Source organism: Streptomyces mabaensis (assembly GCF_053763515.1).
In genome coordinates this window covers 159,375-177,734 of the sequence record NZ_JBSOPZ010000003.1, presented here as the reverse complement: position 1 = coordinate 177,734, position 18,360 = coordinate 159,375, and the positions used below count along the sequence as shown (strand labels likewise).

18 protein-coding genes and 2 tRNA genes are annotated in these 18,360 nt (G+C 68.8%); 5 read left to right on the top strand and 15 right to left on the bottom strand.

All coding sequences use genetic code 11. The features are described from left to right. Positions 1 to 24 precede the first annotated feature (24 nt). Entirely contained in the window at positions 25 to 1,056 is a 1,032-nt protein-coding gene (locus ACWV17_RS03845; RefSeq protein ID WP_455358463.1) for a restriction endonuclease, read from the top strand. A gap of 63 nt (positions 1,057 to 1,119) precedes the next feature. Here ACWV17_RS03845 and ACWV17_RS03840 read toward each other — a convergent pair whose 3' ends face one another. The 6 genes from ACWV17_RS03840 to ACWV17_RS03815 are packed head-to-tail and all read right to left on the bottom strand — an operon-like array spanning position 1,120 to position 5,428. Beyond that, the gene (locus ACWV17_RS03840) at positions 1,120 to 1,797 is read right to left on the bottom strand and encodes a class E sortase (protein ID WP_455352937.1); all 678 of its coding nucleotides are present in this window, start codon (positions 1,795 to 1,797) and stop codon (positions 1,120 to 1,122) included. A 47-nt stretch (positions 1,798 to 1,844) separates the two neighbouring features. Next, complete coding sequence (locus ACWV17_RS03835) at positions 1,845 to 3,029, bottom strand: class E sortase (protein WP_455358462.1); 1,185 nt, start codon at positions 3,027 to 3,029, stop codon at positions 1,845 to 1,847. Continuing rightward, complete coding sequence (locus tag ACWV17_RS03830; protein ID WP_455352939.1) at positions 3,026 to 3,664, bottom strand: aminodeoxychorismate/anthranilate synthase component II; 639 nt, start codon at positions 3,662 to 3,664, stop codon at positions 3,026 to 3,028. Before ACWV17_RS03830 ends, ACWV17_RS03835 begins: the two co-directional genes overlap by 4 nt. Beyond that, positions 3,661 to 3,837 carry a hypothetical protein gene (locus ACWV17_RS03825; protein WP_455352940.1) on the bottom strand — a complete coding sequence of 59 codons (177 nt, stop codon included), beginning with the start codon at positions 3,835 to 3,837 and terminating at the stop codon, positions 3,661 to 3,663. The genes ACWV17_RS03830 and ACWV17_RS03825 overlap by 4 nt, the downstream gene beginning before the upstream one ends. 58 nt (positions 3,838 to 3,895) lie before the next feature. Next, positions 3,896 to 4,609, bottom strand: coding sequence for a class E sortase (locus ACWV17_RS03820; RefSeq protein WP_455358553.1), 714 nt, complete (start codon positions 4,607 to 4,609; stop codon positions 3,896 to 3,898). Between the two features lie 48 nt (positions 4,610 to 4,657). Beyond that, complete coding sequence (locus ACWV17_RS03815) at positions 4,658 to 5,428, bottom strand: DUF881 domain-containing protein (RefSeq protein ID WP_455358461.1); 771 nt, start codon at positions 5,426 to 5,428, stop codon at positions 4,658 to 4,660. A gap of 138 nt (positions 5,429 to 5,566) precedes the next feature. Here ACWV17_RS03815 and crgA point away from each other — a divergent pair, with 138 nt between their 5' ends. Beyond that, positions 5,567 to 5,827, top strand: coding sequence for a cell division protein CrgA (gene crgA / locus ACWV17_RS03810; RefSeq protein WP_455352942.1), 261 nt, complete (start codon positions 5,567 to 5,569; stop codon positions 5,825 to 5,827). A gap of 285 nt (positions 5,828 to 6,112) precedes the next feature. Here the strand turns inward: crgA and ACWV17_RS03805 are convergent, their stop codons facing one another. Continuing rightward, positions 6,113 to 7,018, bottom strand: a complete 906-nt coding sequence (locus ACWV17_RS03805; RefSeq protein WP_455358460.1) for a rhomboid family intramembrane serine protease — start codon at positions 7,016 to 7,018, stop codon at positions 6,113 to 6,115. A 115-nt stretch (positions 7,019 to 7,133) separates the two neighbouring features. Further along, positions 7,134 to 7,661, bottom strand: coding sequence for a peptidylprolyl isomerase (locus ACWV17_RS03800; RefSeq protein WP_455358459.1), 528 nt, complete (start codon positions 7,659 to 7,661; stop codon positions 7,134 to 7,136). 283 nt (positions 7,662 to 7,944) lie between these two features. On the opposite strand from ACWV17_RS03800, the gene ACWV17_RS03795 reads away from it, so the two are divergent. Then, complete coding sequence (locus ACWV17_RS03795; RefSeq protein ID WP_455358458.1) at positions 7,945 to 8,628, top strand: DUF5324 family protein; 684 nt, start codon at positions 7,945 to 7,947, stop codon at positions 8,626 to 8,628. 88 nt (positions 8,629 to 8,716) lie between these two features. Here ACWV17_RS03795 and ACWV17_RS03790 read toward each other — a convergent pair. Next, positions 8,717 to 8,789: transfer RNA gene (locus tag ACWV17_RS03790), tRNA-Ala, on the bottom strand. Between the two features lie 138 nt (positions 8,790 to 8,927). Here ACWV17_RS03790 and ACWV17_RS03785 point away from each other — a divergent pair. After that, a complete protein-coding gene (locus ACWV17_RS03785; protein ID WP_455352946.1) occupies positions 8,928 to 9,476 on the top strand; it encodes a helix-turn-helix domain-containing protein in 549 nt (182 codons plus the stop codon). Positions 9,477 to 9,526: 50 nt separating this feature from the next. After that, on the top strand, positions 9,527 to 10,882 hold the full coding sequence (locus tag ACWV17_RS03780) for a protein kinase domain-containing protein (RefSeq protein WP_455358457.1): 1,356 nt from the start codon (positions 9,527 to 9,529) through the stop codon (positions 10,880 to 10,882). 36 nt (positions 10,883 to 10,918) lie between these two features. On the opposite strand, the gene ACWV17_RS03775 is transcribed toward ACWV17_RS03780, so the two are convergent. The 6 genes from ACWV17_RS03775 to gyrB all read right to left on the bottom strand — a co-directional run bounded on the left by ACWV17_RS03775 (position 10,919) and on the right by gyrB (position 18,316). Continuing rightward, positions 10,919 to 12,274: a hypothetical protein gene (locus ACWV17_RS03775; RefSeq protein ID WP_455358456.1), complete on the bottom strand. Its 1,356-nt coding sequence runs from the start codon at positions 12,272 to 12,274 to the stop codon at positions 10,919 to 10,921. Between the two features lie 204 nt (positions 12,275 to 12,478). Then, positions 12,479 to 12,613, bottom strand: a complete 135-nt coding sequence (locus ACWV17_RS03770; RefSeq protein WP_003958712.1) for a DLW-39 family protein — start codon at positions 12,611 to 12,613, stop codon at positions 12,479 to 12,481. A 180-nt stretch (positions 12,614 to 12,793) separates the two neighbouring features. Next, positions 12,794 to 12,867 (bottom strand) — tRNA-Ile (locus ACWV17_RS03765). Positions 12,868 to 12,949: 82 nt separating this feature from the next. Then, entirely contained in the window at positions 12,950 to 13,621 is a 672-nt protein-coding gene (locus tag ACWV17_RS03760; RefSeq protein WP_455358455.1) for a DUF3566 domain-containing protein, read from the bottom strand. Positions 13,622 to 13,624: 3 nt separating this feature from the next. Continuing rightward, positions 13,625 to 16,213 carry a DNA gyrase subunit A gene (gene gyrA, locus ACWV17_RS03755; protein ID WP_455352950.1) on the bottom strand — a complete coding sequence of 863 codons (2,589 nt, stop codon included), beginning with the start codon at positions 16,211 to 16,213 and terminating at the stop codon, positions 13,625 to 13,627. Between the two features lie 42 nt (positions 16,214 to 16,255). Beyond that, positions 16,256 to 18,316, bottom strand: coding sequence for a DNA topoisomerase (ATP-hydrolyzing) subunit B (gene gyrB, locus ACWV17_RS03750; RefSeq protein ID WP_455352951.1), 2,061 nt, complete (start codon positions 18,314 to 18,316; stop codon positions 16,256 to 16,258). Positions 18,317 to 18,360 lie beyond the last annotated feature (44 nt).

The following is an 18,360-nucleotide window of genomic DNA, read 5'->3' as shown; positions in this document are numbered from 1 at the left end:
ACTACGCGAGTAGAGGGGCAGAGCATGATCAACGAGTCGGTACTGCTGGAGTCCAGGAGCCTGCGCGAGAGCGTGGTCGACAGGACGGACACGCTCGACCGCGTCAAGGCGCTGTCCCTGCTGCCGGACGGCATGCATGTGACGACGGCCATGGTGGCGGCGTACTTCGAGGTGACGGTGAAGACTCTTGAGTCCGTGGTGGAAGACCATAGAGATGAACTGCGGGTCAGCGGCTACCGCGTTCTCACCGGATCACAACTGACCCTCTTCAAGGGGGTCAGTGGGATTCAGTCGCGGTCCAAGGCGCTCGCCCTCTTCTCCCGACGCGCCGTCCTGAACGTCGCCATGCTGCTCCGCGACAGCGAAGTCGCACGTCAGGTGCGTACGTACCTCCTCGACGCCGAGTACATCGCCCGTACTCAGCCTGTGGATAACTCTGTCCACAGGGATCACGAATCGCTCGACGAACACATCGACCAACGCATCACGCACATCCTCGGCAAGACCGTCGTCCCCATGTTCAACGCCCTTATCGAGACGTCCGGGGAGCATCGGAGGGAACTCATCACCCTCCGGGAAGACGTCCAGCGCGTCGAGCGCAAGCTCTGTCAGCATCACGAACGCCTGCGTCGGCTGGAAGGCCCGCGAGAGGACCGGCCATTCGCCGGAGTGATGGCGGCCATGGACGCCATGAACGGGCAGGAATTCGAGGAACACGTCGCCGGGCTGCTACGCCGCGACCGCTGCACCGATGTCATCGTCCGGGGCGGACACGGAGATCGCGGCGTGGACATCACCGGCCGCACCGCCGACAACCGACGGCTCGTCGTGCAATGCAAGCGCTTCTCGCCGTTCAATTCGGTGACAAGCCCTGACGTGCAGAAGTTCCTCGGCGCCGCCAAGGTCCTCCACAAGGCAGACGTCGCGCTCTATGTGGCGACGTGTCCCTTCACCCGCGAGGCAATGCACATCGCCGCGGAGGGCGGTGTCACCGCCGTACACCGCGGCTTGCTGGAGGCCTGGAGCGCGGGGACAGAGCTGCAAGTTCTCGGCTAGCCCGCGCACCCAGAAGCCCGAAGTCGCAAGGAGTAGTTGCGGCTTCGGGCCCAGGCACAGAACCTAGCGCAGCTCCGCCGGCGGCGTACGCTTCGCGTCCACCTTCTCCGTGCGCTCCAGCTGCCCCCACACCACGTACCGGTGCTTCGACGTGTACACCGGCGTGCAGGTCGTCAGCGTGATGTACCGGCCCGGTTTCGTCTTGCCCGACTCCTTCGGGACCGCGTTCAGGACGCCCACGTTGTACTTCGACGTCTCCGGCAGCGCCGCGTAGACCTTGTAGACGTACCAGAGGTCCTTCGTCTCGAAGACGATCGAGTCGCCGTTCCTCAGCTTGTCGATGTTGTGGAACTTCGCCCCGTGCCCGTCGCGGTGCGCCGCCAGGGAGAAGTTGCCCTGCTTGTCCCAGGGGAGTGCCGACTTCACCGGGTCCGTGTAGTAACCGGCGATACCGGCGTTCAGCGCCTTGGTACCGGTACCCCGCTTGACCAGCACCTCGCCGTTGTCCATCGCCGGCACGTGCAGGAAGCCGATGCCGTCCTTGGTGTCCAGCGCGCCCGGGCCGCTGCTCGACCAGCTGTCGCGCACCTCGTCACCCTGCTTCGACGCCTCACGGTCCGCGAGAACGTTCGTCCACCACAGCGAGTAGGCGACGAAGAGCCCGAGCACCAGACCGGCCGTGATGAGAAGTTCGCCGAAGACACTGATGACGCCGGCGATCCGGCTGCGCGCACGTGCCACTGCACCTGTTCCTGTCTCGTCCTGTCCAGAAGTTTCAGCCTCTCGCCTCAGCCGACGAGTGCGTCCGGTTTGCCCTTGCTGCGCGGCCGCTCCTCCACCATCTTCCCCCAGACGATCATCCGATAAGTACTGGTGAACTCCGGCGTACACGTCGTCAGCGTGATGTACCGGCCCGGACCGGTGAACCCGGAGCCCTCCGGCACCGGGGCGATGACGCTCACGTTCGACGGCGGAGTCTGCGGCAGGATGCTCGCCATCTCGTACGTGTAGAACGTGTCCTGCGTCTCCACGACGATCGCGTCACCCGGTTGGAGCCGGTTGATGTAGCGGAACGGTTCGCCATGCGTGTTGCGGTGCCCGGCGACCGCGAAGTTGCCCCGCTTCTCCGACGGCATCGCCGTCTTCAGCTTGCCCTCGGCGTAGTGCCCGACCATGCCCCGGTCCAGCACGTTGTGCTTGTCGATGCCCTCGGCGATCGGGACCTTCACATCGAGCCTGGGGATGTACATGATGGCGAACCCTTGACCGGGCTCGAACGCCCCGGCCTTGCGCCCCTTCGCCCAGCCGTCCTGCAGAGTGCTGGCCGCCCCGTTCGCCTGCCGCTCGGCCAGCACGTTCGTGTACCAGAGCTGGTAGGTGACGAACAGCAGCATCAGCACCCCGAGGGTGATGAACACCTCACCGACCACGCGGCTCGCGACGACAGCCGGGCTGTCCTTGCGCGCCCGCGCCGCCCGCCTGGCCTCCAGACGCGTCGTGGGGGCCGCGGGAGGGTCCTCGGCAGGCTCAGCCCGTCCACCGCCGCGCTTGGCCGCCCTGCGGCGCTCGGCGCGCCCTCCGGTACGCGGGGCCGCCTCCGGTTCCACCACGCGTCGGGTATCGGCCGTACGCAGCGCCACCGTCTCGTCGTCCCGCACAGGCGCGACGGGCGCGGGCGGCGGCTTCGGCTGCGGTGCCTGCTGCGGTGCCTGCTGCGGCTGGCCGTACCAGTCCTCCTGGTAGCCCTGCGGGTCGTACCACTCCGCCGTCTCCGGTGCCTCCGCCATCTCCGCCCCCGCCGACGGCAGGTTCCCGGCCCGGAACCACGGCGACGCGTGCTGCCCCGGCAGCGGATCGTTCAGCGGGTCGGCCAGCTCGTCCACCGCCGCCTCGAACGTACCGGCGGCCTCGTACGAACCCTTCTCGTACGAGGCGTCGTAGCCGGAATCCCGCTCGGGGCGGAGTGCGGTCACGCGACAGCCTTGCCCACCACCGGCGCAAGTCCCGCCGACCGCTCGACAGCCCCCGGATCCCCGCACTGCACCAGCCAGTTGGCCAGCATCAGATGCCCGTGCTCGGTGAGCACCGACTCCGGATGGAACTGCACGCCCTCCACCGCGAGATCACGGTGCCGCAGCCCCATGATGATCCCGTCGGCCGTCCGCGCGGTGACCTCCAGCTCCGCCGGAACCGTCTCCGGCTCCGCGGCGAGCGAGTGGTACCGCGTCGCCGTGAACGGCGACGGCAGCCCGGCGAACACGCCCTGGCCGCCATGCGTCACCAGCGACGTCTTGCCGTGCAGCAGCTCGGGAGCGCGGTCCACCACACCCCCGTACGCGACCGCCATCGACTGCATCCCGAGGCAGACGCCGAACACCGGCACCCCGGTGTCCGCGCAGTGGCGGACCATGTCCACGCAGACCCCGGCCTGCTCGGGCGTGCCGGGCCCGGGCGACAGCAGCACGCCGTCGAAGCCGTCCTGGGCATGCCCGAGGCCGACCTCGTCGTTGCGCACGACCTCGCACTCGGCGCCCAGCTGATACAGGTACTGGACCAGGTTGAAGACGAAGCTGTCGTAGTTGTCGACGACCAGAATGCGTGCACTCATCGCGCGGTCCCCGCCCCCTCGTCGACGGTCACATCGTTGAACGGAAGCAGCGGCTCCGCCCACGGGAAGACGTACTGGAAAAGCACAAAGACCACCGCGAGGATCAGCGCGAGCGACACAGCGGTCCTCACCCACGCGTTGCCCGGCAGATGCCGCCAGATCCAGCCGTACATGCTGTCCCTTCCGATCGGTACGGCACCAGACTAAAGGGCTGCGGCGGGGGCTGGTGGGTCAGCTGCGCAATGCCTCCGGCTCGCCGTCCGCGACCGGCCGGGTGGCGTCGAGATGCGCCCAGGCGATCAGCCGGTGGCTGTGCCCCCACTCGGGCTCGCAGGTCGTCAGCGTCAGATAGCGGCCGGGACCGTCGAAACCCGCCGCGTCCCTGTCGAACGGCCGGGGCACCGGATCGATCACGCCGACATCGCCCGGCAGCGTCCGGTACGGCTTCCTGACGATCCGGTACGTGAACCAGGTCGTCCCGTCCGTCAGCACCACCGCGTCGCCGGGCCGCAGCCTCGGAAAGTCCTTGAACGGGTCCCCGTACGTACGCCGGTGCCCCGCCACCGAGAAGTTCCCCGTCTCACCCAGCCGCGCGGTGCGGGCGTAGTGCCCCAGGCCCTTCTTGAGCGTGCCGGCCGCGGTGCCCTCCAGGACGGGCTTGTGCCACCGGTCACCGAAGCGCGGGATGTACATGACGGCGAACGGCCTGCCCTCCTGGTACGGCGGCTGCGCGGCCGGCCCGGCCGGCTGCGGCGGCCTCTCACCCGTACCGGCCGGCACCGGCGCCTGCTCCCACCGCTCCTGGAGCCTGCCGATCTCGCCGTCCATCGCGGTGTCGGCCTTGAGCCCCGTCCAGAACAGCACGTACGCCACGAACAGCACGATCAGCGTGCCGACGGTGATGCACACCTCGCTGAAGGTCCGGACGACCAGACGCACGGCCACCGTGGTGCTGGCGCTCCTCGTGCTCACCGGCCGTTCCCTCCCCAGGGGCTACCGCACAGGCTTCGCGTAGTGGAGATCCACTGTGCCCGAGTAGCCGGGAAGAGTCACCGCCTCGTGGTCGTCGACTTTCCAGCCGAGGCCGTAGGCGTTGACGTACAGCTGGTAGTTCTGGATCGCCGGGGAGGCAGCCAGCGCCCGCTTGAGATCCGCCGGATCACCGACGGCCGTCACCTTGTACGGCGGCGAGTAGACCCGGCCCTGCAGGATCAGGGTGTTGCCGACGCAGCGCACCGCGCTGGTGGAGATCAGCCGCTGGTCCATCACCCGGATGCCCTTGGCGCCGCCCTCCCACAGGGCATTGACGACGGCCTGGAGGTCCTGCTGGTGGATGACCAGGTCGTTGGGCTGGGGCTCGGGCACATTGGGGATACGGGCGGTGGCGTTCGGCGGGGCGTCGTTGAGGGTGACCGACACCGCCTCGCCGGACAGCGGCTCGGTGCCGGCCGCGCGCTGCAGGGCCCTGAGCTTGGCGTCCTCGGCCTTCGTACTGCCGTCGTCGCGTTCGGCGAGGGCGTCGACGTCCTCGCGCACCGATCCGGCGGACTCCTCCAGCGCCGCGTTGTTCTCGCTGCGCTCCCGGATGAGATCGGAGAGCTTCAGCAGGGAGGCGTCGGTGCGGATGTCCGTACCCTTGGAGGTGTTGAAGCTGGTGACGAAGATGAGGCCGGCGAGGGCGAAAACCGCAGCTGTCAGCAGCCGGACCGGCCGCCAGGAAACGCGGCGGGCGGGCTCGGTGGGGGAGTCGGCAGAATTGCTCAACGTACCCTTATCTCCTTCGGCGCCGCGGAAGCACTACGCTAACGGACGCCCGGGGGAGGCAGAGATCCCCCTGCTCCCGCCCGGCGCCAGCCATAGTTCCCTGCGCGGTCACGCAGCGCATCGACAGGAGAGTCCCTCGTGCCGAAGTCACGTATCCGCAAGAAGACCGAGTTCACGCCGCCGCCTTCCGCGACAAGGCAGGCGACCAGCATCAAGCTGACCAACCGCAGCTGGGTCGCGCCGGTGATGCTGGCGCTGTTCCTGATCGGTCTCGCCTGGATCGTCGTCTTCTATGTGACCGAGACCCGGCTGCCGGTCGAGGCGCTCGGCAACTGGAACATCGTCGTCGGCTTCGGGTTCATCGCGGCGGGCTTCGGCGTTTCCACCCAGTGGAAGTAGCCCCAAGTAGCCGCCCGGGGCCCCGCCGTCAAGCCTTGCCCAGAGTTATCCACAGCGCTGTCCACAGCAGGGGAAAAGGTCAGACGATCTGTGGATAACTTCCGTGGATGTTGACGCCGGTGTGACTGCCGCCGCGCGTCCGGGTACCCCGCGTCGCCCCTTGTCCTCCCTGGTGAAACCCGGATCAGCGACAAGGGGCACGCATGTTCCCCACGGCATGCACAGGATCCGCCACTCGCTGTGGACAACTTGATAGCCGGGGCCTGCTGTGCGCGGCTGCCGCTCTCAGGTGAGCATCGCCGTGCGGGTGACGACGAGGGCGACGGCCGCCGCGAGGACGAGCGCGCAGGTGCCCCACTGCACGAGCGCGCGGCGCTCGCGCGGGGCGTGGACCATGCCGACGGCGATCACAACCCCCGCGACCAGTCCGCCGACGTGCGCCTGCCAGGCGATGTTCGGCCAGGTGAACGTGATGAGCAGGTTCAGCGCAACCAGCGCGAACACCGGGCGCATGTCGTAGTTCATCCGCCGCATCAGAACGATGGTGGCGCCCAGCAGGCCGAAGATCGCACCGGAGGCCCCGAGCGAAGGCCGGTTCTGGGCCTCGATGAGGAACGTCAGCGCGCTGCCGGCCAGCCCCGAGAGCAGGTACAGCGCCAGATAGCGGGACCGGCCCAGCGCCGCCTCCAGCGGCCCGCCGAGCCACCACAGGCCGAGCATGTTGAAGGCGAAGTGCCAGGGCGCCTCGTGCAGGAACGTCGAGGTCAGCAGGCGGTACCACTCGCCCTCGGCGACCCCCTCAAGGGGAGCGCCGAAGAAGTCCTGGTAGCGGCCGACGAGGGCCAGCTGGTCGACCAGCCGGTCGCCCGTCCCGGGGACCAGCACGGCCAGGAACACGGCCGCGTTCAGGCCCAGCAGCACCTTGGTGACCAGGCGCGGGTCCCCGGCGACCGTGCCGCCGGCGATCGTACGCGGCTGGTTCGCGGCCGGGGCGTGTCCCGTGCCGGAGCCGGTGCGGACACATCCGGGGCACTGGAAACCGACGGACGCGCTGACCATGCAGTCGGGGCAGATGGGCCGCTCGCAGCGGGAGCAGCGGATGCCGGTCTCGCGGTCGGGGTGGCGGTAGCAGCCGGGCAGGCGGTCCGCGGGCACGCTCTGCTCCGGGCTTCCGGGTGGCTGCTGAACCATGTGGTCCCCTCGGCTCTCTCTGCTCGCTGCGCCGCCTACTCACTCCGCCCCGCCTATCCAGTACGGACGGGCGGGGCGGAATGGTTCCCGGAGCGGAACGGACCGCGCGGGCGCGTCAGCGCTTTTCGATGACGACCGACTCGATGACGACGTCCTGGACCGGGCGGTCGGTGCGCGGGTTGGTCTGGGTCGCGGCGATCTCGTCCACGATCTTCTTGCCGGCTTCGGTGCTGACCTCGCCGAAGATGGTGTGCTTGCGGGTCAGCCACGCGGTCGCGGAGACGGTGATGAAGAACTGGGAGCCGTTGGTGCCCGGGCCGGCGTTGGCCATGGCCAGCAGGTACGGCTTGTCGAACGACAGCTCGGGGTGGAACTCGTCCGCGAACTTGTACCCGGGGCCGCCCGTGCCGTTGCCCAGCGGGTCACCGCCCTGGATCATGAAACCGCTGATGACCCGGTGAAAGACCGTTCCGTCGTAGAGCCGGTCCGTGGACTTCTTGCCGGTCTCCGGGTGGACCCACTCACGCTCGCCCTGGGCGAGCTCCACGAAGTTCTTGACCGTCTTCGGGGCGTGGTCCGGCAGGAGCCGGATCTCGATGTCGCCGTGGTTGGTCTTCAGGGTGGCGTAAAGCTGCTCGGACACGATCTACCTTCCATAGTCCTCACTGACGTCTCACGATCCTCGCACGGACCTGATTGGGACAAGTACCTACGGAACCGCCGCGCGGCGCGGCGAACCGTGGCATCGTCGTCGGCAGGCTCTACTTGCACCACATTGCCCGTGTCGTCACGCATGACCCGGATGCCCGCCCGCACATGCCACCTTCCCGCCTGACAGGCATGATCCGACAAAGGGTGGAAAGGTGAACCGTGACTTTCGTGGGCCAACAGCCCCAGACTCGTCCGCCACCGAGGAGGAGGATCCCGTGACCCGCATCGACAGCGTGCGCGCCGCGACCGGTACGGCGAAGGACAGCGTGCAGCACGCCGCGGAAGCGGTGGCGCCCTACGCCGGCCAGGCCAAGGACCAGGCCGCGTATTACGCCCATGAGGCACGCGTACGGCTCGCACCGAAGATGTCGCACGCCGCACACCAGGCGGCTCACCAGGCTCGTACCCAGTACGCCGTACACCTGGCGCCCCGGGTGCCCCCGAGGGTCGACGAGGCCGCTCACAAGGCCGCCGTCCGTACCCGGAGGGCTGCCCGCCAGGCGGCTGACTACACCGTTCCGCGCGTGGAGAGCGCGGTGGCCGCCGCAGGGCCGGTGGCCGAGGAGGCCGCGTCCCGTTCGGCGGCCGCTCTGGCCGCGCTGCGCGGGCAGGTGACCGCCAAGGAGATCAGCAAGATCGCCAGGAAGCACGAGCGGCGTGCCCGGGCCGGCCGGGTGGCCAAGGGCGTGGCGCTGGTCGGCCTGCTGGCCGGAGGTGCTTTCGCCGCCTGGAAGTGGTGGGACAAGCAGGCGAACCCGGACTGGCTGGTCGAGCCGCCCGAGGCGACCGAGGTGTCCGACCGCGCCCCGCTGAGCTCGGTCGACGGCACCGGTCCTTTGGACCCGGAGGTGCAGGCCAAGCAGGCCGAGGCGGAAGCGGACCGCGACGAGCGGCGCTGACCCAGCCGCGACGGCCGACGGCCGGACCGCCCGTACAACCGGAAAGGCGCCGGGAAACCACGGTTTCCCGGCGCCTTTCGTGCTGCTGTGGAGCCTAGGGGAGTCGAACCCCTGACATCTGCCATGCAAAGACAGCGCTCTACCAACTGAGCTAAGGCCCCGAAACGGCGCACTGCGCGACCGCCGCAGAACAGAGTACCGGGTCACCCCCTGTATCCCGCAAAATGATTAGGCCTCCCCGTGGGCGACCACGCTCCGTAAGATGCACGCGAGGTTCGCACCAGCGAAGGGGAGACGCAGTGGATGCAGCACAACAGGAGTCGACGGCGAGAGCCAGAGAACTTCAGCGCAGTTGGTACGGGGAGCCGTTGGGGGCGCTCTTCCGCAGGCTCATCGACGACCTCGGCCTGAACCAGGCCCGGCTCGCGGCGGTACTCGGACTGTCCGCACCCATGCTGTCCCAGCTGATGAGCGGCCAGCGCGCCAAGATCGGAAACCCGGCCGTGGTGCAGCGCGTCCAGGCCCTTCAGGAACTGGCGAGCCAGGTGGCCGACGGCAGTGTCAGTGCCGCCGAGGCCACCGACCGGATGGACGAGATCAAGAAATCCCAGGGTGGTTCCGTGCTCAGCAACTCCAGCCAGACGACGACGAGTTCAGGTGCCCCCACGGTGCGCCGGGTGGTCCGGGAGATCCAGTCCCTGCTGCGCTCGGTGGCGGCGGCCGGCGACATCATCGATGCCGCGGACACCCTCGCCCCGACCCACCCGGAACTGGCAGAGTTCCTCCGGGTGTACGGCGCCGGGCGCACCGCGGACGCGGTGTCCCACTACGAGGCGCATCAGGGCTGAACGAGGCTGACGAAGCGGTAGGAAGTCGGACGGGGAGCGGGCGCAGCAGCATGGGTGAGGTCTTTGCCGGTCGGTACGAGCTGATCGATCCGATCGGACGCGGTGGAGTGGGCGCCGTCTGGCGCTCCTGGGACCACCGGCGCCGCCGTTATGTGGCGGCCAAGGTGCTCCAGCAGAGCGACGCGCACACCCTGCTGCGCTTCGTGCGCGAGCAGGCGCTGCGGATCGACCACCCCCATGTACTCGCCCCTGCCTCCTGGGCCGCGGACGACGACAAGGTGCTGTTCACCATGGACCTGGTGAGCGGCGGCTCGCTCGCCCATGTCATCGGCGACTACGGCCCCCTGCCTCCCCGCTTCGTCTGTACGCTGCTCGACCAGCTGCTGGCGGGTCTCACCGCGGTCCACGCGGAAGGCGTGGTGCACCGGGACATCAAGCCGGCCAACATCCTGCTGGAGGCCACCGGGACGGGCCGGCCGCATCTGCGGCTGTCCGACTTCGGCATCTCGATGCGCAAGGGTGAGCCGCGCCTGACCGAGACCAATTATGTGGTGGGCACGCCCGGTTATTTCGCGCCGGAGCAAATGCTGGGCGCGGAGCCGGACTTCCCGGCCGATCTCTTCGCGGTCGGCCTGGTCGCGCTGTATCTGCTGCAGGGCCGGAAGCCGGACTCCAAGGCGCTGGTCGAGCACTTCGCGGCGTACGGGACTCCGGGCGCGCCTCAGGGCATTCCGGAGCCGCTGTGGCAGGTGATCGCCAATCTGCTCCAGCCGGACCCGCAGGCCCGCTTCCGTACGGCGACGGGCGCCCGCAAGGCGCTGACGGCGGCCGCCGAGATGCTGCCGGAGCCGGGTCCCGACGACGATCCGGTCGAGGTCTTCGACCAGATCGGCCCGCTCCCGGCCGGGTTCGGCCCGAACGGCCCCGAGCAGGCCGCCGGGCCGGCGCCGCACCCACCCGCTCAGCAGTCCGCCACGTCGTCCCCCGCGATGTCGGAGACGGGCAGCTTCCATCTGGCCCCGCCTCCACAGCAGGCGACACCGCTCCCGCAGCCGGCGCAGCCGCCCACTCCCCCCACCCCGATCCCCAACGGCCTCGTCGCAGCCCCCACTCCAGCGCCCATGCCGACCCCCACGGCGCCGCCCACTCCCGTATCCGCGCACGCGATCTCCCCCCTGCCCGCCGCGGCGTACGACCCGTCTCAGGCCCCGACGTCGGCGGTGCCGCTCGACGGTCCGCCCACTCATCCATACGCCGCTGGGGGCCCGCGAGTTCCCGAGCGGACGGCACCCGCACCCGCCGCCCTCCGACGGCGACCGGGACCGCCCCCGAAGGTGGCGATCCCGGTGCTCCTGGTGGCGCTGCTGTGCTACGCGGTCGGCATCTGGGCCCTGGTCCAGTCCTGACGCCGGCCTGCCCCTCAGCGGCTCCGCCGGCCTGAACTACCAGGCGGAGGGCCCGTACTGCTGCTGCGTCGGCCCGTCCGACAGCGGGCCGGCGGATGCCGCGCTCCCGCGCCGCCTGGCCAGCATCGTCCACACGCCGAGCCCGAGCACGAGCACGGTGCCCGTCCCGATCCCGGCGGCAGCGACCACCTGCATCGTCCCGCTCTCGACGGCCTCGGCGGCCGTATGGCCCTTCTCGGCGGCGTCCCGGTCGGCTCCGGTAAGCCCGAACCCGGCCGCTGCTGCGTCCCCGTCGTAGTCCGGCCCCTGGACGGCCTTGCCGCCGATGTTCACCCGCAGCGTCAGCGGCACGGTCCCGGTGGTGAACTCGCCGACCTTCTTGTCGAGGGTGACCGCCAGGTAGTACCAGCCCGAGAAGCGCATGGGCCGGGCCGCGGAGTCGTCGGAGAAGCGGTTGTTGTACGCGACGGGGGCGGTCGGCCCGAGCCCGTGCGCGGCCTGCTTGCCGTCGTACGAGGTGGTCTCGGAAAGGGCGGGCCCGCGCGCGGTGTTGTAGAGCGCCGTGGTCAGCGCGGGAGAGGCGAAACCGCTGTCCTTGGTCATCCTGGCGTTGGCCAGTTCCGCGTTGACGGTGAGCTGCTGTCCCCAGTCGAGCGGCACCCGGTAGAAGCGGGTCTGTCCCGGCGCGAGCGCGTCCTTCCACACCCCGTCTCCCAGGGCACGGGCGTCGTTGAACCCGGTGCCGCCCTCCCGCGTCTGCGGCGTACCGCTCGCGGGGGCGGGCGAGGCGGAGTTCCAGGCGGTCGGCGGTGCGGTCGCGGACGCGCCGCTCCCCAGTCCCGGCTCGCGCATGAAGGCGAGTTCGACCGGCCATGCCTCGGCCCCGGACGTCTTCTCGCTGCTGCGCACCACCTTCACGATGTACGGGCCGGCCTGCTGACAGTCCCCGTCCTCCATGATCCGGCGGCTGGCGTAGTCGGCGATCGGCCGGGCCTGCTCCGACCCGAAGTCGGCGTCGTCTGCGCCGCTGCACTCGTCGCCGCCGGTGGACATCAGCACGATGTCGACACCGTCGCCGAAGGCGACCTTGGCGGCGGGCCCGGGCGCCGCGACCGCCGAGACGAAGGCGTTGGACTTGGCGTCCAGATCGACGGTGTAGTAGCGCTCCTCGCCCGGTTTGATGCTGTCGGTGTAGATGCCGCCGGGATCCAGCCCCGGCCCTTCGGCGCTGCTGGCCGCGCCCTTCACCGGCTTCGCGTCCGGGGCGGTCCTGTACGGCGGCAGGTCGCCCGGACCTGCGGCGTGCGCCGTCCCCGGCCCGGCCGCCACCGCGCACATCGCGGCCGCCGCGGCGAGGGTCGTCCGGCCGCTCCTGCTGCGCTGCCTCTTCACGCGCCACCCCTTGTCGTCACTCAGCCGGACCATCCTGCCCCGCCCGCCCCCGCGCTGCCCATCAACTTTGCCAACGCAACACATTGATTTGCTCAGGTGAACTCAAAGGCCCGGGTGCCGGCCCCGGCCCAGCACGGAGCCCCGCCCCAGCACGGAGCCCCGGCCGCTCAGCGGCCGGGGCTCCGTCTTTCAGGCTTTTTCGTCTCACACACCCGAACCTGCGGGCACGGAGTCGGTCGCCTCCGTCCACAGATCCTGCTCGGCGCGATCCGCCTGGATCTGGCGGTACACGAGGAGCCCGCCGATGGCGGCCAGTGCGACCAGGAGGAGCTTCTTCACCGCGCGACCTCGTCTTTCCTTGACGTAGGGGACTTCTGGCGCCCGACTATACACACCGACCGATACCGATCGGTGACCTTGTCGCGACCCAAGTTCCGCCCCGGACAACGCGGTCGGCCAGGCGATCCGCCAAAGCAATCGGCCCGGACGGAGATTCTCCGTCCGGGCCGATCATCGCGGTGGGGCTAACAGGATTTGAACCTGTGGCCTCATCCTTATCAGGGATGCGCTCTAACCAACTGAGCTATAGCCCCGCGCTGCCCCTGAAGATTAGCGCACCTGGTGGCCAGTCCCAAAATCGGTTCCGGCCGCCCACGGGGGACCGCTGCGCGATGGCTACTCGTCCTCCGCGAGGGTCAGCTCGACACCGCCCACGAACCCGGCCGACAGGTTGTAGATGAACGCGCCGAGCGTCGCCAGGGCCGTGGCCAGCACCACATCGATCACCGCGATCACCGATGTGAAGATCAGTACCCGCGGCAGCGACAGGAACGACTGCAGGTCAAACCCGTTGCTCTCGTTCGACCCGGTTGCCTCGCTGATCGTCCCGCCGACGGTGGAGAAGACCCCCATCGCGTCCATCACCATCCACAGCACCGCCGAAGCGACCACCGTGCAGATCCCCAGCGCGATCGACAGCAGAAAGCTGACCTTCATCACCGACCACGGGTCGGCCTTGGCCACCCGCAGCCGCGCCTTACGGGTGCGGGGCACCGTACGCGCCCCGGTACGCGGCAGACGCACCGCCGTCCCCTGCTGACCCTGACCGCCGCCCTGCGTGGCCCCCGGCCCGGCCGCCGCGTACGCCTGCGGCGGGTGGTACGGCTGCGTGCCGGCCGGCTGGGCCTCAGCCGCAGCCGGCTGCGGCTGCGACACGGCACCCGGCTTCGCGCCGCCGGACTTCGGTCCTCGGGTGTCCGTCACGGTTCCCCCCTGGGAGTCCGCGGCAGAGCCACGGGCACCGTTCGCCCCGGAAGCGTCCGCTCCGGCGCCCGTGGCTCCACTCACGCTCTACTCCTCGTGCTCCCCGGCCGAGGGCTGCGCGCCCTCGACGGCCTCGGCCGCGTCACCCTCGGCCTCTTCGGTCCCCTCGACCTCTTCAGCCTCGCGCCCGGCCTCGGCGTTACGAGCGATACCGACCACGGCATCGCGCTTGCCCAGGTTGATCAGCTGGACGCCCATGGTGTCACGGCCCGTCTCCCTGACTTCGTTGACTCGCGTGCGAATCACACCGCCGCTGAGCGTGATGGCGAGGATCTCATCCGTCTCCTCGACCACCAGCGCACCGACCAGTGAACCCCGGTCCTCCACGATCTTGGCGGCCTTGATACCCAGACCACCGCGACCCTGAACGCGGTACTCGTCCACGTTGGTCCGCTTTGCATACCCGCCATCGGTGGCGGTGAACACGAACGTACCGGGCCGGACGACATTCATCGAGAGCAGTTCGTCGCCCTCACGGAAACTCATGCCCTTCACACCCGACGTCGCCCGCCCCATCGGACGCAGCGCCTCGTCCGTCGCGGTGAACCGGATCGACTGCGCCTTCCGGCTGATGAGCAGCAGATCGTCCTCCGCCGACACCAGCTCCGCGCCGATCAGCTCGTCGTCGCCGCCGCCCTCCGTCTCCCGGAGGTTGATCGCGATCACACCACCGGAACGCGGCGAGTCGTAGTCCTTCAGCGACGTCTTCTTCACCAGGCCCGCCTTGGTGGCGAGCACCAGGTACGGAGCGGCCTCGTAGTCACGGATCGCCAGGATCTCGGCGATCTGCTCGTCCGGCTGGAACGCCAGCAGGTTCGCGACATGCTGCCCGCGCGCGTCCCGCCCGGCGTCCGGCAGCTCGTACGCCTTCGCCCGGTAGACCCGGCCCTTGTTGGTGAAGAACAGCAGCCAGTGGTGAGTCGTGGAGACGAAGAAGTGGTCGACGATGTCGTCCTGCTTCAGCTTCGTCCCGCGCACACCCTTGCCGCCCCGCTTCTGCGAGCGGTAGTCCTCGGTCTTCGTCCGCTTGACGTAGCCGCCCCGCGTGATGGTGACGACGATGTCCTCCTCGGCGATCAGGTCCTCGATGGACATGTCACCGTCGAAAGGCACCAGCTTCGAACGCCGGTCGTCGCCGAACTTGTCGACGATCGCCGCCAGCTCCTCGCTGACGATCGCGCGCTGCCGCTCCGGGGAGGCCAGGATCGCGTTGTACTCATTGATCTTCGCCTGCAGCTCGTCGTGCTCGGCGACGATCTTCTGCCGCTCCAGAGCGGCGAGCCGGCGCAGCTGCATCTCCAGGATCGCGTTCGCCTGGATTTCGTCGATCGTCAGCAGGCCCATCAGGCCCTCACGCGCGACCTCGACCGTGTCACTGCGCCGGATCAGCGCGATGACCTCGTCGATCGCGTCCAGCGCCTTGAGCAGACCGCGCAGAATGTGCGCCCGCTCCTCCGCCTTGCGCAGGCGGAACTTCGTACGCCGGACGATGACCTCGATCTGGTGGTGCACCCAGTGCCGGATGAACGCGTCCAGCGAGAGCGTGCGCGGCACCCCGTCGACGAGCGCCAGCATGTTCGCGCCGAAGTTCGTCTGCAGATCGGTGTGCTTGTAGAGGTTGTTCAGCACGACCTTCGCGACCGCGTCGCGCTTCAGCACGATCACCAGACGCTGGCCGGTCCGCGAGGACGTCTCGTCACGGACGTCCGCGATACCGCCGATCTTGCCGTCCTTCACCAGGTCGGCGATCTTCTGCGCGAGATTGTCCGGGTTCGTCTGGTACGGAAGCTCCGTCACCACCAGACACTGCCGGTTCTGGATCTCCTCGACCTCGACCACCGCGCGCATCGTGATCGAGCCACGGCCCGTCCGGTACGCCTCCTCGATGCCCTTGCGGCCCACGACCAGCGCACCGGTCGGGAAGTCCGGACCCTTGATCCGCTCGATGAGCGCGTCCAGCAGCTCCTCGTGCGAGGCCTCCGGGTGCTCCAGCGCCCACTGCGCACCCGCCGCGACCTCACGCAGGTTGTGCGGCGGGATGTTCGTCGCCATACCGACCGCGATACCCGCCGAACCGTTGATCAGCAGGTTCGGGAACCGGGCCGGCAGAACCGTCGGCTCCTGGTTGCGGCCGTCGTAGTTGTCCTGGAACTCGACGGTCTCCTCGTCGATGTCCCGGAGCATCTCCATCGACAGCGGGATCATCTTGCACTCGGTGTACCGCATGGCGGCAGCCGGGTCGTTGCCGGGCGAGCCGAAGTTGCCGTTGGAGTCCACCAGCGGCATCCGCATCGACCACGGCTGCGCGAGCCGCACCAGCGCGTCGTAGATCGAGGAGTCGCCGTGCGGGTGGTACGTACCCATGACGTCACCGACGACGCGGGCGCACTTGTAGAAGCCCTTCTCGGGCCGGTACCCGCCGTCGTACATCGCGTACAGCACCCGGCGGTGGACCGGCTTGAGGCCGTCCCGGACGTCGGGCAGCGCACGCGACACGATGACGGACATCGCGTAGTCGAGATACGAGCGCTGCATCTCCGTCTCGAGCCCGACCGGCTCGATCCGCAGTACCGGCTCTTCTTCTTCGGTGATGGCAGGAGTGTTCTCGTCGGCCATTGCTGGTCAAAGTCCTTTCAGGGCGGTCAGCGACAGACCGACTCAGATGTCGAGGAAGCGGACGTCCTTGGCGTTGCGCTGGATGAACGAGCGCCGCGCCTCGACGTCCTCACCCATCAGCACCGAGAACAGATCGTCGGCCTGCGCCGCGTCGTCCAGCGTGACCTGGCCGAGGACGCGGTGATCGACGTCCATCGTCGTGACGCGCAGCTCCTCGGCGTTCATCTCGCCGAGACCCTTGAAGCGCTGGACCGAGTCGTCCTTGATCCGCTTGCCCTGCTGCTTGCCGAGCTCGACGAGCGCGTCCCGCTCGCGGTCCGAGTACGCGTACTCGAAGTCGTCCCGGCCCCACTTGATCTTGTAGAGCGGCGGCCGCGAGAGGTAGACGTGCCCCGCCTCGACCAGCGGCCGCATGAAACGGAACAGGAAGGTCAGCAGCAGCGTGTTGATGTGCTGACCGTCGACGTCGGCGTCCGCCATCAGAATGATCTTGTGATAGCGGAGCTTCTCGATGTCGAAGTCCTCGTGGACCCCGGTACCGAAGGCCGAGATCAGCGCCTGCACCTCGGTGTTCTGCAGGATCTTGTCGATCCGCGCCTTCTCGACGTTCAGGATCTTTCCGCGGATCGGCAGGATCGCCTGGTACTGCGGATTACGGCCCGACTTCGCGGAACCGCCGGCCGAGTCACCCTCGACGATGAAGATCTCGCACTTCGTCGGGTCGTTCGACTGGCAGTCGCTCAGCTTGCCCGGCAGCGAAGCGCTCTCCAGCAGCCCCTTGCGGCGGGTCAGATCACGCGCCTTACGGGCCGCGACCCGGGCCGTCGCGGCCTGGATCGCCTTGCGGATGATGTCCGCGGCCTCGTTCGGATTGCGGTCGAACCAGTCGTTGAGGTGCTCGTGCACCACCTTCTGCACGAAGGTCTTCGCCTCCGTGTTGCCCAGCTTGGTCTTCGTCTGGCCCTCGAACTGCGGCTCACCCAGCTTCACCGAGATGATCGCCGTCAGACCCTCGCGGATGTCCTCACCCGCCAGGTTGTCGTCCTTCTCGCGCAGGAACTTCTTCTCACGCGCGTAGCGGTTGACCAGACCCGTCATCGCCGCGCGGAAGCCCTCCTCGTGCGTACCGCCCTCATGCGTGTGGATCGTGTTCGCGAAGGAGTACACACCCTCCGTGTACTGCGAGTTCCACTGCATCGCGATCTCGACCGAGAGCATCCGCTCCCTGTCCTCGGCCTCGACGTCGATGACCGTCGGGTGGATCAGATCGCCCTTGCGCGAATTGAGGTACTTCACGAAGTCGACGATGCCGCCCTCGTAGTGGTACGTCACCGACAGCGCCGGGACCTCCTCCGGCTCCTCCGCCGAATCCGCGCCCACGACGGCCTTCGCCGACTCGCGCTCGTCCGTCAGCGTCAGGGTCAGGCCCTTGTTCAGGAAGGCCATCTCCTGGAAGCGCCGCGACAGCGTCTCGAAGGAGTAGTCGGTCGTCTCGAAGACGTCGGGGTCCGCCCAGAACGTCACCGTCGTACCCGAGTCGGAGACCTCCTCGTGCTTCGCCAGCGGCGCCGTCGGCACACCGAGCTTGTAGTCCTGGGTCCAGCGGTAGCCGTCCCGCTTGATCTCGACCGACAGCCGGCTCGACAGCGCGTTGACGACGGATACACCGACGCCGTGCAGACCACCGGAGACGGCGTAGCCGCCTCCGCCGAACTTGCCGCCGGCGTGCAGCACGGTCAGCACCACCTCGACCGCCGGCTTCTTCTCCACGGGGTGGAGGTCGACGGGGATGCCGCGGCCGTTGTCGGTCACACGAACCCCGCCGTCGGCGAGGATCGTGACGTCGATGGTGTCCGCGTGGCCGGCCATGGCCTCGTCGACGGAGTTGTCGACGACTTCTTGCACCAAGTGATGAAGTCCACGCTCACCGGTCGAGCCGATGTACATGCCGGGCCGCTTACGGACCGCGTCCAGTCCCTCGAGGACGGTGATCGCGCTGGCGTCGTACGAGGCGGTGACCTCGCCGTTCTCGCCGGCTGTGGACGGAGTGTTCTCGTTGGGGTTGCCGGAATCGGCCACGAAGCGCCCTTTCTGGCACAGCACAAGCCGGTCTCCGGGCAGGCGGGAGCGGCTGCGTCGTTCGACAT